This is a genomic window from Leptospira inadai serovar Lyme str. 10 (assembly GCF_000243675.2).
In the GTDB taxonomy this organism is placed as follows: domain Bacteria; phylum Spirochaetota; class Leptospiria; order Leptospirales; family Leptospiraceae; genus Leptospira_B; species Leptospira_B inadai.
Genome location: NZ_AHMM02000017.1, coordinates 457,618 through 470,253, shown reverse-complemented (window position 1 = coordinate 470,253; position 12,636 = coordinate 457,618). Strand labels below are relative to the sequence as shown.

Here is a 12,636-nt window from a genome sequence, read left to right as displayed (position 1 = left end):
TTCTATGGAGATGATTCCGATGAATTCCATGTTTGAAGGACGGAGTCGATAGCTCCATAGGTCACCGCTTCTTCCGCCGATAGCCAAAAATCCCGATCGGTATCTCTTTCGATGATTTCCAAAGGTTGTCCGGTTCCTTCCGCAATGATCCGATTGATTTCTTTTTTCTCCTTTTCCACCATCGATGCAAAAATACCGATATCGGTGGCTTGTGCTTCGAATCGCCCGGGAACGTGCGGTTGGTGTAACATGATTCTACTATGCGGATAAGCGTATCGTTTGCCTTTGGTACCCGAAAGCAGCAACAATGCGCCGAAACTCCCGGCAAAGCCCATACAAATAGTTCGTATATCGTTGGAGATTAAATTCATCGTATCTAAAATCGCCATTCCCGAAGTATTAGCTCCGCCGGGACTATTTATGATTAACGTGATATCTTTCCTTGGATCTTCCGAAGACAGATATAAAAGTCGATCGATCACATACTTGGCGGAAGCATCATCGACCTGTCCCCAAAGAAAAATTTTTCTTTCCTTTAGGTTATTCTCATCCAGACGGATTCCGGGGAGCATTAAATCGGGTAATACGGGTGATTCCATGTTCTCTCCTTAGGATGCGATTGCCATCGGCCCGTGAAGGACATCCAACCAATCTCTTCGATCGGATTTTGTTAATAGATTTCGTCGGAGTAATTCGCGGCTTCTTCTTAGACGATTTTTAAGATTGCCGCCGGCGATTCCGGTTCTCTCGGAGATTTCTTCATAACTTAGTTCGCCGAAATATCGTAAGTTGAGCAATTCCCGCTCTTCCTTCGGAAGTTCTTCCAATGCCTGTAATACCTCCTTTCGCCAGGCTTCTTCGTCTCGATCCGATTTGGCTCTCGCCATCGTGGTCTCGGGTTTGAACTCCGCCGAAACCAGATCCTTTCGCCTAAGAATACGGTCGGAATGTTTCAAAACGAGCCTACGCAATAAAAAAGGAAAGGCTTCGGGCGCACGAAGGTTCGGTAACACCCTCCACGTTTCCAAGAAAACTTCCTGTGTGAGGTCCTCCGCCTTGGATTCGTCCCGAATTCGCTTCCCGGCTTCGATCTGGACATATTTTTCGAATCGGGAAAACAATTCGGTAAAGGCGGTTTCTTGGCCTTTGGCGGCTTCGGTGACTAGTACTGTAAAATCGCGCATATCTGATTCAGGGTCCCTTTTTAGACGAACTCAGTGTACTGTTTTTTTCGATTTTTCAGAGGACAGAGGTCAGAGAACTGAAGACAGTAGCTACTAGACGTTGGAAAAGTAATAGAGGTAGAGGAAAGATCTACTATAACACAAGAATCTTCCCCTAGAACATGGAAACCCGGCTCATCAATATTCTGTCCTCTGTCCTCCGCCCTCTGAACGCCTTAAATCACTTGCGTACCATTCCCCCCGTCCGATCCTGTCCAACGGAATGTCGTACGATCATAAGAATATTCTAGATACGGAACAATTCTCCAAAGAAGACCTTGATTTCCTGGTAAAGCAAACTCGGGAAATGGAACGTTTAATGGAGGCCGGCAAAGCCTTCGGCATCCTGGAAGGAAAACTTCTGGCCTCGCTCTTCTTTGAAGCTTCCACTCGAACACGCTTGTCTTTCGAAGCAGCGATGGAACGACTGGGGGGAAGGGTCATTTCGACTGTCGGCTTTCAATTCTCATCCATTTCGAAAGGGGAAACCCTATACGATACGATGAAAATGGTCGAAGCGTATGCGGATATCGCAGTGATCCGACACCCTGTGGAAGGCTCTTCCAGAATCGCCGCCGGTGCGGTCGGGATTCCGGTGATTAATGCAGGTGACGGAGCGGGACAACATCCGACTCAGGCATTGTTGGATTTGTATACGATCATTTCCGAAAAAGGAAAATTGGACGGCCTGGTGCTCGCGTTCATCGGAGATTTAAAATACGGCCGAACGATCCATAGCCTTATCAATCTATTACGGCATTATAAAGTTCATTTGTATCTGATCTCTCCGCCGGAACTCGCGCTTCCCGATTCTTATAAGAAGGGGCTTTCCGGTTTTCCGATTTCTTTCGAAGAAAGTGAGGACATCAAAAAAGTCTGGGAATGCGACGTTGCCTACGTGACTCGAATTCAAGAAGAACGATTTCCGGATCACAAAGAATTCGAGAGATTAAAGGAATCCTTTAAGGTGAATAAGGAGCTCATTCTTGCGTCTAAGAAGGATACGACCGTATTGCATCCGCTTCCTAGGGTAAACGAGCTTTCGACGGACGTTGACGATCTGCCGAACGCGGCCTATTTTCGTCAGGCAAAATACGGAGTCGTAAGCAGAATGACTCTACTCTGCCTTTCTTTAGGAGTCAAGTTCTGATCGGAACTTTGCTCGTCGTAATCGTTTCGAATCGGATCGGAATCAAAGACCTGTAAGCAAAGCCTTATTCTTAATGGAACGGAAAATCTGGACATACGAAGAAGCCCGTAAAATTCTACCTTATGTTAGGTCGATCACGGAGGAATTTTACTCTTCCGTAAACGAACTGCACCGGGAACTTAAAGAGGAAATACTAAGAGAAAACGAGTTGGAGGCGAAAGAGGGCCAACTCGAAGAATTGTTAATCGAATGGGCCGAAAAGATTCGCGAACTAGGGATCGAAGTAAAAGGACTTTGGTTGGTCGATTTCGATAACGGAAAAGGATATTATTGCTGGCATCTAGGAGAAGAGGATCTTCTTTTCGAACACGGGTACGACGAAGGCTTTTCCGGACGAAGGCCGATCGACGATAATGACGAGGAAAACGAATAAAGAATATGGCGAATATCAACGAGAACTATTTGAAACTAAAGGCCGGATATTTATTTCCGGAGATCGGGCGCAGGGTCAAGGCATATTCCGAGAAAAATCCTAAGGCAAAAATTATCCGCTTAGGAATCGGAGACGTTACTCTTCCATTGGCTGCCTCGGTCGTGGATGCCTTGGTAAGATCCTCCCAAGAAATGGGAACATTGCAAGGGTTTCACGGCTACGGACCGGAGCAAGGATATTCGTTTCTCTTAAAAGCGATCGCGGAGAACGATTATGCGCCGTTAGGTGTAAACTTGGACGAAAGCGAAATTTTCGTATCCGACGGTTCCAAATGCGATTGCGGAAACATTCAAGAAATCTTTTCTACAGACGCAAAAATCGCCATCGGAGATCCCGTTTACCCCGTTTACGTGGATACCAACGTTATGGCCGGCCGCACGGGGGAAGCGGGACCTGACGGGCGTTATGCGAATTTGATTTATATGCCCGCAACGAAAGAGAACGGATTCCAACCGGAATTTCCGAAAGAACGTCCCGATTTAATTTATCTCTGTTTTCCGAACAATCCGACCGGAGCGGTCGCCTCGAAGGAATCTCTAAAAGGATGGGTGGATTTCGCGAAAAAAAATCAAAGTATCATTCTTTACGATTCGGCGTACGAGGCTTTTATTTCCGAACCGGGGATTCCCCGTTCGATTTATGAAATAGAAGGAGCGAGAGACGTCGCTATCGAATTCCGATCCTTTTCCAAGACGGCAGGCTTTACCGGCTTACGATGCGCTTATATCGTAATTCCGAAAGAGCTAAAAGGCAAGACAAGGGACGGCCAAGAAGTGCCCGTCGCTTCTCTTTGGAGTCGACGTCATACCACTAAGTTCAACGGAGTTTCTTACGTGACTCAAAAAGCCGCCGAAGCGATTTATTCGTCTCAGGGGAAAAAAGAAATTCGGGAAAATATCTCTTATTACATGGCAAATGCCAAAGTGATTCGGGAGGGACTGCAAAAGGTCGGCTATGACGTGTTTGGTGGAATAAACGCGCCTTATATTTGGTTAAAAACTCCGGATCGTTTAAGTTCTTGGGATTTCTTCGATCGATTACTAGATAAGGCGCAGGTCGTGGGAACTCCCGGTTCCGGATTCGGTCCTGCAGGGGAAGGCTATTTCAGACTTTCCGCATTCGGCAAAAAAGAGGAAGTCGTCGAGGCCATTCAAAGAATTTCAGCTCTCTGAGAGGCAGAGGACATTCAGAAGACAGAGGTCAGAGGACTGAAGACAGTAGCTGCTCGAAGTTTGGAAGGCAGCTGTGGTAGAGGTGTTACAGTGGATTTTTCCTCCACCTCAGGGGGTGTCAGCAATTTTGTGTAAATGACGATTTTTAAAAGGAAATTGACCGCACTGATCATCTAAACAAAAATTCCCTATGCCCTTTTTTCCCTTAACGAACGATTTGGTCTTTAAGTCGTTATTTGTAGAAGAGCCGAAACTCTTATCTTCGATACTAACAAGCGTCTTGTATCCGAATGGAGATCATAGGGTAGAAGAAATAACGATTTTAAATCCTGAACTTCCGACGGATTATCCCGGGGATAAGAGGTCGTATTTGGACCTTAGGGCGAGGGACGAATCGGGAAGAATCTTTCACGTGGAAGTTCAAGTAGCCCATCAGAGTACATTCATTAAGCGAAGCTTATATTATCTTTCCGGGTTGATTCGGGACCAGTTGAAATCGGGAGACGGTTACGGAGATTTGAAGCCGGTGTATCAAATCAACATATTGGACTTCAGGTTGATACCCGGAGAGAATTACCATAGTAAGTTTAAACTTAGGGAAGAAGAGAATCCTGAAATAACCCTAACGGACGAACTTGAAATCCACTTTTTGGAGTTGCCAAAATTACCGGAAGAGGAGAAGCTAAGGCTGTTACGCGAAGGCGACGATTTGTATCGTTGGATGTATGTGTTCAAGCATACGTCAGAATTGACGGAGGAAGAGATGGGTATAGTAGTAGATAAGACTCCCGATTTAAACCTAGTGTTTGAATTGCTTGAGACATATTCATCGGAACCGGAAAAGAAACGCCAGATCGAGGAAAAGATCAAGGCGGATCGAGATTACGCGTATGATGTTGCTGGCAATTATGGTAGGGGCAAACTGGAGGGTAAACTGGAAGATGCTCGCAAGATGCTTGCAAAAGGTATCGATCTTAAGACAGTTTTGGAAATTACCGAGCTGGCAGAAAAAAATCTTCGAGATCACGGGATACTATAGGATTGCATTTGGAGTACAGTTTTAGTATTCACCTGACAGTTTCTCCGAAAGAAATTGACCGCACTGGGCACCTAAACAGAAATTCCCTATGCCCTTTTTTCCCTTAACGAACGATTTGGTCTTTAAGTCGTTATTTGTAGAAGAGCCGAAGCTCTTGTCTTCGATACTAACAAGCGTCTTGTATCCGAATGGAGATCATAGGGTAGAAGAAATAACGATTTTAAATCCTGAACTTCCGACGGATTATCCCGGGGATAAGAGATCGTATTTGGACCTTAGGGCGAGGGACGAATCGGGCAAGATTTTTCATGTTTGCAGAGGACAGAAGACTGAGGACGGAGGACAGAACATTGGTGAGCGGAATTTCCATGTTCTAGAGGAAGATTCTTGTGTTACAGCGGATCTTCCCTCTACTTCTTTACCTTTTCCGTGATCGGGCAGCTTCTGTCTAGCGGGCGCGAAGCGAACGCGTCTGTCCTCTGACCTCTGTCTTCTGAAAAGGATGAATTAGAAGTTCACTTTTTGGAACTTCCGAAGATGCCAGAAGAGAGCGTATTAGAGTTACTAAAAACGGGCAGTGATTTATATCGATGGTTGTATGTGCTGAAGCACACGCCAGAGTTGACGGAGGAAGAGATGGAAATATTGGTAGATAAGACCCCTGATTTGAGTAAGGCGTTTGCGATTTTGGAGAAATACTCTTCCGATCCTGCTCAGAAGCGTCGTATAGAGGAGAAACTAAAATCAGACCGGGACTACGCGTATGACCTTGCGGGTAGTTTTGAGAGGGGAGAGCAAACGGGTAAACAGAAAGGCAAGCTCGAAGGTAAACTCGAGGGTAAACTGGAAGGTAAACTGGAAGGTAGGCTCGAAGGCAAGCTCGAAGGTAAACTCGAGGGTAAACTGGAAGACGCTCGTGAGATGCTTGCAAAAGGTATCGATCTTAAGACAGTTTTGGAAATTACCAAGCTGGCAGAAAAAAATCTTCGAGATCACGGGATACTATAGGATTGCATTTGGAGTACAGTTTTAGTATTCACCTGACAGTTTCTCTGAAAGAAATTGACTATACTGGTCATCTAAACAGAAATTCCCTATGCCCTTTTTTCCCTTATCAGAGGACTGAAGCGCTCGCTTTCAGAAGACAGAGGTCAGAGGACGGAAGACAGAACATTGGCGAGCCGGGTTTCCATGCTATAGAGAAAAATTCTTATGCTAACAGTGGATCTTTCCCCGGCCCTCCGTTCTCTGATACCTTGCTCCAACATAATTCGTTTTCAGAGGACAGAAGACTGAGGACAGACGCGTTCGCTTTGCTCACGCTAGACAGAAGCTACTACTAGTTGGAAACCCTCTGAGGCAGAGGAAAGATCCATTCTAACATAGGAATCTTTTTAAAAATCGTCATTTACACAAAATTGCTGACGCTCCCCGAAAATCCAGTAACACCTCGCTCCAACATAATTCGTTTTTAAAAAAATTGTTGTCAGGGTAATAGGAATAATTCTCAGTCCTCAGTCCTCTGAACGTCCTCCGCGTGAACCCGGATATTTTGGGGAATGTCAAAAAAAATGGTAAATTTTTTCATTCTGGCCGATAGTAGAGAGTAGAACGCCATGGGTCTAAATCGCTTTAGAATCTTAGTCATACTCTCCTCGGCTTTAGTCGTTAGCGGATTGTCGGATCGAATCCTCGGGGTATCCCCGGATCAGACCAACTTGGCGATCTTGATCGATGAAAATAAGCTGAATCTGAAATTTATTAATATTTGCGCGAGTAACCTGACTCCCCAACTCACGGAGGAGAAGAATACTAAGCCGCAAACCAACGCGCCGACCGCCGCGGAAAATGCTCAGGGTGGACAAACCCCTGCCGGTTCGGCCCCTGCCGGCGAAGAAGAGCTTTATAAAAAATTGAATACGTTTGATAACTATCGTTCTTTTAGAAAAGCGAATCAAGCGGACTTTAACGGAAATATGTGGTACTTCCAGGGGAACTACAGTCTTTCGTATAAGAATCTTAAATCCGCGCAAGCGGAAATGAAGGAGCTCTTTCAAGTCGTTCATGAAAATTACGTTCGTACTGCCAGAATCCTATTGGAAGCCGCCTCTCCTTTAATTATCCGCTCTAACGATAAGATCGCGCAACATTTACTGAAGCTCGGTTTTAGGGATTTAAAAGCCTCCGAGGATAGCTTCACGGCGGCATACAATTCCTCGCCGCAACAATATAGAGTGAAACTTGTTTTGCACGGAGATGGGATTAGAATCGCTCGTAGAGCGAAGCGCTTCGCCATTTTGGCCATGATTTCCGCAAAGACTCCGAACGACGATAAAGCGGAATATCAATTCGTGAACCTGGATGAAATGAGAAACGCTGCGGAAAAAGAGAATATATCCGATTACGATAGAATTAGAAATGCGTTAATCGATTATATTGATAACGAACTGATTACCCAAAAAATCGTTCCTCCCGGTGAGGGAAAAAGCAACCCGATCGATCTGTTGGAAACTCACGACGATAATTATAGTTTTATAACAAACGGGCGCGTGTCTTTCTTAGAAAAAAGTAATGAAGAAATTCGTTCCGATGATATGAATCGAAAGGAAGCCCTTCCTCAGGTACCTTCCTCGAGCGGAGCTACACCCGGGGCGACGGGGAAATAATCCGATCCTATGGATTTACCGACTCCTTCCGAAATTCTGGCCCTCCGAGGTAAAAGAAGATCGTGGAAGTGGGTATTGATCTTCGCCGGTATGGCTCTGGGATTCTTTGCTTGGGAACAAGTGGACTCTTCCCAATCTCTAACGTTTCGAGAGCGGAAAAAAAACGTGGACTCCAAAGTTCGCATACTGCGGGAAATGAAACGTTCCTTTCATTCGATCGACCTAGAAAAAGATTTGGAGCGCCTAGAATCGTACTCCGCCGATCTCGAATCGATGACCCGAGTCGGAACCGCTCAGGAGCGATCGGACGCCTTATCGACTCTCGAAAGAAAACTTCCGGAAATAGTAAAGCGATGGTCGGAATTTGCGGAAAACTGCTCGTCCAAACTTTTGCAATATACGGTCAGAGAAACTCAGTTGCTCAAAATCGATTCGCCGGATCGGCATCCGCTGACCGCAAAAGAAAACGCGCTTGCCAATAATTACTTCCGTATGGCGAGAGAAGAATGGATTTCGGGAAATAAGTTTCATCGAGACGGAAATTACCTATATGCGCTCGTACTGTATAAACGTTCTTTAAAATACTCGTTTTCCAGTCTAAAAACCGCTAAGTTACCCGTTCCGGAGGAATTTCAAAATGCCGGCGGGCAACTCTTGGACAAGGCGAATCGCTGAGTAGCAACAGTCTAACTTCGCTAAAATTTTTTCCGACCGACAAAAAACTCCTTTCTTCGAGAAAAAAAAAGGAAGAATTTTCCCGGTAAATCGGGAATAGAAGTCATTTCAGGGAAATTCTTTTTCCCGATACCACGCTAACTAATGAGAATCGAAGGTCTCTATAAACATTTTTTATACACTCCGACGAACTTTCTTCCCGTTTGGGAGGAGAGTGACGGTTTGCTGGGCCTCCTTCCTAAAGAAACGATTCTGATGGAATTAGCCGACTTAAGCGTGGCAGATCGGGAATTTACCCGAATTCCGGAAGAATATTTGATTCAGGACATACCTGAGAGTCTTCTCGGATACTTCCAAAAACAGAGAACGATTCCCGTTTTAAATTCATTCGGAGAAAGAAAGGATGAATGGGATAAGCCCCGCCTGATGGCGGAGCTGAGCCGTTCTTCTTGGGTTGCAAAGGGTGCGGAAAAGCCGGCTCAGCAAAGCTCCGAATCGAAAGAGGAAGATAGGACAAAGCAAAGCCAATGGTTTATGGAAGTGATACTACAGAATTTTCCGGACGGTTTACTTGCAACGGATTTGGACGGACACGCGGTTTTTTATAATGAGACCTTTGAAAAAGATATTTTGACTCGGAGATGGTTTCGAGACAGCATTCTCTACGCGGAAAAATTGTTAAAAGAAATGTCTAAGGATCTGCTGGGAAACTATCTAAAAACGCATGAATTGCGCTTGGATGAGGGGAAGATCTCCGTTCAAACATTTGTGCAAGATTTGGAATCTTTGGTAAGAGTCTCCGTATTACGGCAAAAGGGAAAGCCCTTGGGCTATCTATATCATTTCTCTCCGATTCGGGCCAAGCTTAACTCCCAGGATGAAGACGGCATGGAATTCCCTTCGGTGACCGAAGCATTCAGTCAAAAACTTCCCTTAGAGACGATGCTAAAGGAAGTAGAGGGAAGCTACATTTACCATACATTAAAGCGAAACCAAGAAAACGTTTCTCACGCAGCCTTAGACCTTGGTGTACCGAGAACTACCTTACAAAACAGAATCAAGTTTTTGGATCTCGGGGCCCGATTCAAATTGAATAAGGACCAACCGATTCCGAGAAAAAAAACGGGTAAACCCAACTCTTCGAAGAAGTCCCAGATTTCTCCTAAGCCTATTCCATTAGAAACAAAACCCAAAATCGCAGCAAAGAAGAAGCAATCGGCTCCAAAAAAGAAAGGTACTCCCAAAAAAAAGGCCAAGGGAAAATAATTTCATTGACACCGCATATGTTCACGAAATAGTCCAAAGTAAGAGCCGACCTCCGTTCCCTTCTCAAAGCCGATCCCCGCACAGAGAATAAATGGGTCTTCGGGGCGACTTAAGAAACCGATCTTTCCGGATCCTCAATAACCCGCTCTTAATCATAAAAAATAAACTCTGAAAGGCGTATTACCGTACACCTTCTATAAAATCTAATGGTATCCTGATGGCTAACCCAAGAAGAGACTCTAAGCCCAAACTCAATACAGACAATCAAAACGATTATCACGAAGACGAACCAAGTTTCCCGGAAGACGATCCGGAAACCGCAGAGATCCGTTCTAGAAAGCGCCGGAGAGGTGCGTATGACGGACCAAGCCCTGTTCCGATAGATCTGGTCGCTTTAAAGAAAACCTCTATTTCCGAACTGATCGAAGTCGCAAAGGATCTGGGTGTTGAAAACACCGGGGGACTCAAAAAGCAGAATCTGATTTTTGCCATACTCCAGGCTCAGGCCGAACGAGACGGACAGGTTCATGCTGCAGGAGTCATGGAACGACTCCCGGACGGTTACGGATTTCTTCGTTCTCCGGATTATAACTATGTTCCGGGACCGGACGATATCTATGTATCTCCGTCACAAATCAAATTATTCGGTCTTAGAACCGGAGATACGGTAGAAGGCCAGATTCGTCCTCCTAAGGAATCCGAAAGATTCTTTGCGATGCTTCGGGTCGAGACGGTCAACGGGTACACTCCCGATGTCGCTAGTAAGAGAGCTCTTTTCGATAACCTAACTCCGTTATATCCGAACGAAAGATTGAGAATGGAGCATGATCCTTCTCAATTAGATACCCGTATCGTGGATTTAATGTGCCCGATCGGAAAAGGCCAGCGGGCATTGATCGTCGCTCCTCCTCGGACCGGTAAAACGATTTTGATGCAAAACGTTGCGAACGCGATCACTCGCAATCACCCGGAAGTCACCTTAATCGTACTTTTGATCGATGAGCGTCCGGAAGAGGTTACCGATATGGCACGCAACGTTCGGGGAGAAGTGGTAAGTTCCACCTTTGACGAACCTGCGACTCGTCACGTTCAGGTGGCCGAGATGGTTATCGAAAAGGCAAAACGTCTCGTAGAACACGGAAGAGACGTGGTCATTCTATTGGATTCGATCACCCGATTGGCCCGCGCCTATAACCAGGTGATTCCGACTTCCGGAAAAATTCTTTCCGGTGGTGTGGACTCCAACGCCCTTCACAAGCCGAAGCGTTTTTTCGGTGCCGCCAGAAACATAGAAGAAGGCGGTTCTTTGACGATTATCGCGACTGCACTCGTCGATACCGGATCCAAAATGGACGAAGTGATTTTCGAGGAATTTAAAGGAACCGGTAATATGGAAATCCACTTGGATCGTAAGCTTTCCGATAAACGAATCTTCCCGGCAATCGACATAAACAAATCCGGAACCCGAAAGGAGGAACTTCTTTTGCCGAAGGAGATCCTTCAGAAGGTCTTTGTTCTCCGAAAAGTACTTTCTCCCATGAGTATCACGGAAAGCATGGAATTATTGCTCGAAAAAATGCGGCAATCAAAAACAAATGAAGCCTTTTTGGCCAGCATGAACGCCTAATAGTAGGAGGATTGGAAAAAATTATGAAAACCGGTATTCATCCAAAATATGCAGAAGCTAAGATCCGTTGTGCATGCGGAGCGGTTTACGAGACTCGTACTACGGTAGGAGATATTCATGTGGAGATTTGTTCCGCATGTCATCCTTACTTTACCGGCAAATCCAAGGTTCTGGATACGGCCGGTCGAGTGGATAAATTCAAGAAAAAATATAAGATGAAGTAAGCTTCCGATTTCTATGTCGGATTTGGCGTTTTTCGAGTCTAAGCTATTACCGGAGGTAGTTTCATGAAGGTGATGGATTTTGACAAATACAAGGAAATCAACGACCAAAGACTGAACTATAGGGAAATGGAAGATGCCACGGTCGTCTCCAATTACCGAAACGTAGGTTGCGGAGACGGCTACAGAATCTACCTCAAAATCGACGAAAATCGAATCGTTTCGGATGCAAGTTATACTACAACCGGATGCGGTTTCGGGATTGTGGCCCTGGCTATGGCCACCGAAATTGCCAAAGGCAAATCGGTCGATGAACTCAAATCGATCACACCGGAAGACGTAGAGAAACTTTTCGAATTTCCGGAACGACGCAAGAATTATCCCGAATCGGCAGTGGCCGCACTCCGGCAAGCCATCCAAGATTTTGAAAACGGGTCCGGTGTTCCGAAAGAAAGAAGGATCACCGCGTTCAAAGCAAAAGAATTACTGAAACAAAACGGCACTCTAAAAGGGGAAGACTTGTCCTCGATTATTTTGGAAAAGGAAGATCTTCACGGCGTGGATTTTTCCGGAGCAAACTTAAACAACGCATTTTTGACCAATTGTAATTTCGAAGGCGCCAGTTTCGAAGGCGCCCGCTTAAGAGGAGCCTTTCTTAACTCCGCAAATCTCAAAGGTGCAAATTTTCGAGGAGCCGATTTGCGATGGGCAAAACTGGCCGGTGCTAAAATCGAAGGCGCCGATTTTACCGGCGCGATTTACGATATCGGTACCCGAGTCGACCAGTCGCAGATTCATATCTTTTCTTCCATGAAAAAGGAAGGAAAAGACGTGTATATGGAGAAGGATGAAGCCGGGAGATAAGGTAAAATTAACCAAGAGAAGCTTCCTTTTAAAGGGAGTGATCGTATTAACCGGAGCCCATGTGGAAATCCTGGAAATCGACGGCGATAAGGTTTCCGTTTTATATAATGATAGGGAAGGTTACCCGCATACGATTTCGGATTTAAGTCTTTCCGAACTAGCTCCTCTCGACTGAGAAATTTTTTATGGGCCCGGAATTTCCGAGTGCGAGAAACTCCGTTCCCTATCTTTCCTACCGGA

General features: G+C 45.5%; 13 protein-coding genes and 1 pseudogene. 12 read left to right on the top strand and 2 right to left on the bottom strand.

Annotation, left to right across the window (positions count from 1 at the left end; genetic code table 11):
• Positions 1-2: 2 nt before the first annotated feature.
• Both LEP1GSC047_RS11520 and LEP1GSC047_RS11515 read right to left on the bottom strand, forming a co-directional pair.
• Entirely contained in the window at positions 3-599 is a 597-nt protein-coding gene (locus LEP1GSC047_RS11520; protein WP_010413659.1) for a ClpP family protease, read from the bottom strand.
• A 9-nt stretch (positions 600-608) separates the two neighbouring features.
• A complete protein-coding gene (locus LEP1GSC047_RS11515) occupies positions 609-1,184 on the bottom strand; it encodes an RNA polymerase sigma factor (protein WP_010413662.1) in 576 nt (191 codons plus the stop codon).
• A 262-nt stretch (positions 1,185-1,446) separates the two neighbouring features.
• Between LEP1GSC047_RS11515 and pyrB the strand changes: the two genes are divergently transcribed.
• The 12 genes and pseudogenes from pyrB (at position 1,447) to LEP1GSC047_RS11450 (ending at position 12,571) form a co-directional block, all read left to right on the top strand.
• Positions 1,447-2,373, top strand: a complete 927-nt coding sequence (gene pyrB / locus LEP1GSC047_RS11510) for an aspartate carbamoyltransferase (RefSeq protein ID WP_010413664.1) — start codon at positions 1,447-1,449, stop codon at positions 2,371-2,373.
• A gap of 73 nt (positions 2,374-2,446) precedes the next feature.
• A complete protein-coding gene (locus LEP1GSC047_RS11505) occupies positions 2,447-2,806 on the top strand; it encodes a DUF2203 domain-containing protein (protein WP_010413665.1) in 360 nt (119 codons plus the stop codon).
• A 5-nt stretch (positions 2,807-2,811) separates the two neighbouring features.
• A complete protein-coding gene (locus LEP1GSC047_RS11500) occupies positions 2,812-4,038 on the top strand; it encodes an LL-diaminopimelate aminotransferase (RefSeq protein ID WP_010413667.1) in 1,227 nt (408 codons plus the stop codon).
• A 190-nt stretch (positions 4,039-4,228) separates the two neighbouring features.
• Positions 4,229-5,077 carry an Rpn family recombination-promoting nuclease/putative transposase gene (locus LEP1GSC047_RS11495; RefSeq protein WP_010417782.1) on the top strand — a complete coding sequence of 283 codons (849 nt, stop codon included), beginning with the start codon at positions 4,229-4,231 and terminating at the stop codon, positions 5,075-5,077.
• Between the two features lie 88 nt (positions 5,078-5,165).
• Positions 5,166-6,085, top strand: a pseudogene (locus LEP1GSC047_RS22535) (PD-(D/E)XK nuclease family transposase).
• 608 nt (positions 6,086-6,693) lie between these two features.
• On the top strand, positions 6,694-7,743 hold the full coding sequence (locus LEP1GSC047_RS11480; RefSeq protein ID WP_010417784.1) for an adhesin OmpL37 family surface protein: 1,050 nt from the start codon (positions 6,694-6,696) through the stop codon (positions 7,741-7,743).
• 9 nt (positions 7,744-7,752) lie between these two features.
• Positions 7,753-8,418, top strand: coding sequence for a hypothetical protein (locus LEP1GSC047_RS11475; RefSeq protein WP_010417785.1), 666 nt, complete (start codon positions 7,753-7,755; stop codon positions 8,416-8,418).
• Positions 8,419-8,562: 144 nt separating this feature from the next.
• Positions 8,563-9,684 carry a helix-turn-helix domain-containing protein gene (locus LEP1GSC047_RS11470; protein WP_010417786.1) on the top strand — a complete coding sequence of 374 codons (1,122 nt, stop codon included), beginning with the start codon at positions 8,563-8,565 and terminating at the stop codon, positions 9,682-9,684.
• Between the two features lie 217 nt (positions 9,685-9,901).
• Entirely contained in the window at positions 9,902-11,311 is a 1,410-nt protein-coding gene (gene rho, locus LEP1GSC047_RS11465; RefSeq protein ID WP_010417787.1) for a transcription termination factor Rho, read from the top strand.
• Positions 11,312-11,334: 23 nt separating this feature from the next.
• Positions 11,335-11,535, top strand: a complete 201-nt coding sequence (gene rpmE / locus LEP1GSC047_RS11460; protein ID WP_010417788.1) for a 50S ribosomal protein L31 — start codon at positions 11,335-11,337, stop codon at positions 11,533-11,535.
• Positions 11,536-11,598: 63 nt separating this feature from the next.
• Positions 11,599-12,396: a pentapeptide repeat-containing protein gene (locus tag LEP1GSC047_RS11455; RefSeq protein WP_010417789.1), complete on the top strand. Its 798-nt coding sequence runs from the start codon at positions 11,599-11,601 to the stop codon at positions 12,394-12,396.
• Complete coding sequence (locus tag LEP1GSC047_RS11450; RefSeq protein ID WP_010417790.1) at positions 12,380-12,571, top strand: hypothetical protein; 192 nt, start codon at positions 12,380-12,382, stop codon at positions 12,569-12,571. The genes LEP1GSC047_RS11455 and LEP1GSC047_RS11450 overlap by 17 nt, the downstream gene beginning before the upstream one ends.
• Positions 12,572-12,636 lie beyond the last annotated feature (65 nt).

Bases quoted from the DNA above. Each gene is read 5' to 3' on its own strand.
- LEP1GSC047_RS11520 (WP_010413659.1), bottom strand. From the start codon at position 599: ATGGAATCACCCGTATTACCCGATTTAATGCTCCCCGGAATCCGTCTG.
- LEP1GSC047_RS11515 (WP_010413662.1), bottom strand. From the start codon at position 1,184: ATGCGCGATTTTACAGTACTAGTCACCGAAGCCGCCAAAGGCCAAGAA.
- pyrB (WP_010413664.1), top strand. From the start codon at position 1,447: ATGTCGTACGATCATAAGAATATTCTAGATACGGAACAATTCTCCAAA.
- LEP1GSC047_RS11505 (WP_010413665.1), top strand. From the start codon at position 2,447: ATGGAACGGAAAATCTGGACATACGAAGAAGCCCGTAAAATTCTACCT.
- LEP1GSC047_RS11500 (WP_010413667.1), top strand. From the start codon at position 2,812: ATGGCGAATATCAACGAGAACTATTTGAAACTAAAGGCCGGATATTTA.
- LEP1GSC047_RS11495 (WP_010417782.1), top strand. From the start codon at position 4,229: ATGCCCTTTTTTCCCTTAACGAACGATTTGGTCTTTAAGTCGTTATTT.
- LEP1GSC047_RS11480 (WP_010417784.1), top strand. From the start codon at position 6,694: ATGGGTCTAAATCGCTTTAGAATCTTAGTCATACTCTCCTCGGCTTTA.
- LEP1GSC047_RS11475 (WP_010417785.1), top strand. From the start codon at position 7,753: ATGGATTTACCGACTCCTTCCGAAATTCTGGCCCTCCGAGGTAAAAGA.
- LEP1GSC047_RS11470 (WP_010417786.1), top strand. From the start codon at position 8,563: ATGAGAATCGAAGGTCTCTATAAACATTTTTTATACACTCCGACGAAC.
- rho (WP_010417787.1), top strand. From the start codon at position 9,902: ATGGCTAACCCAAGAAGAGACTCTAAGCCCAAACTCAATACAGACAAT.
- rpmE (WP_010417788.1), top strand. From the start codon at position 11,335: ATGAAAACCGGTATTCATCCAAAATATGCAGAAGCTAAGATCCGTTGT.
- LEP1GSC047_RS11455 (WP_010417789.1), top strand. From the start codon at position 11,599: ATGAAGGTGATGGATTTTGACAAATACAAGGAAATCAACGACCAAAGA.
- LEP1GSC047_RS11450 (WP_010417790.1), top strand. From the start codon at position 12,380: ATGAAGCCGGGAGATAAGGTAAAATTAACCAAGAGAAGCTTCCTTTTA.